The organism is Streptomyces bobili (genome assembly GCF_002154575.1).
Classification (GTDB): domain Bacteria; phylum Actinomycetota; class Actinomycetes; order Streptomycetales; family Streptomycetaceae; genus Streptomyces; species Streptomyces bobili.
The window spans coordinates 1-517 of the sequence record NZ_MUBA01000910.1; the positions used below are offsets into that span (position 1 = coordinate 1).

The 517-nt window shown below is 72.5% G+C and carries 1 protein-coding gene; it reads right to left on the reverse strand.

Annotated elements, in window-relative coordinates; all coding sequences use genetic code 11:
- Positions 1–517, reverse strand: a 517-nt coding sequence (locus BZL64_RS38645) for an AAA family ATPase (protein WP_086773545.1), incomplete at both ends; no start/stop codon positions are given.

Consider the following 517-nt stretch of genomic DNA (forward strand, 5'->3'; position numbering starts at 1 on the left):
GCTGGGAGTTGTCGATGATCGGCAGGCCGGAGCCGTACCAGCCGGCCATGCGGCCGTGGATGCGGGCGACCTCCTCGTCGGCGAGACGGCGATTGCCCGAGCGTTCCGCGTTGCGCTCCAGGACGACTTCCAGGCCGGGGAGCAGGACGACCGGGAGCAGGCCGGGCCCCACGTGCCGTTTCCAGCCACCGAGTCCGACGGCCGGGCGGTCGGGGAAGATCGCGTCGTCGAGGATGCACGAGATGCCGTTGGCCAGGAAGTTGCGCGCGGCGAAGCCGCAGGTACGGCGGGCCAGGCGGTACTGCGCCTCGGAGTGGTCGTTCCAGCCGGACTGGGGGTCGGCGAAGCCGGAACGCACCCATTCACGGACGTCGTCGAGGCTGATGTGGGCGGTGGGCACCCGGCGGTGGTCGGCCCAGAACTTGGCGACGCTGGTCTTCCCCGCGCCGGCCGGACCGATGAGCAGCACCGCGAGCGTCGTGGCCGTGGGATCGGGGGCCGCCGGGGCGGGGACTGT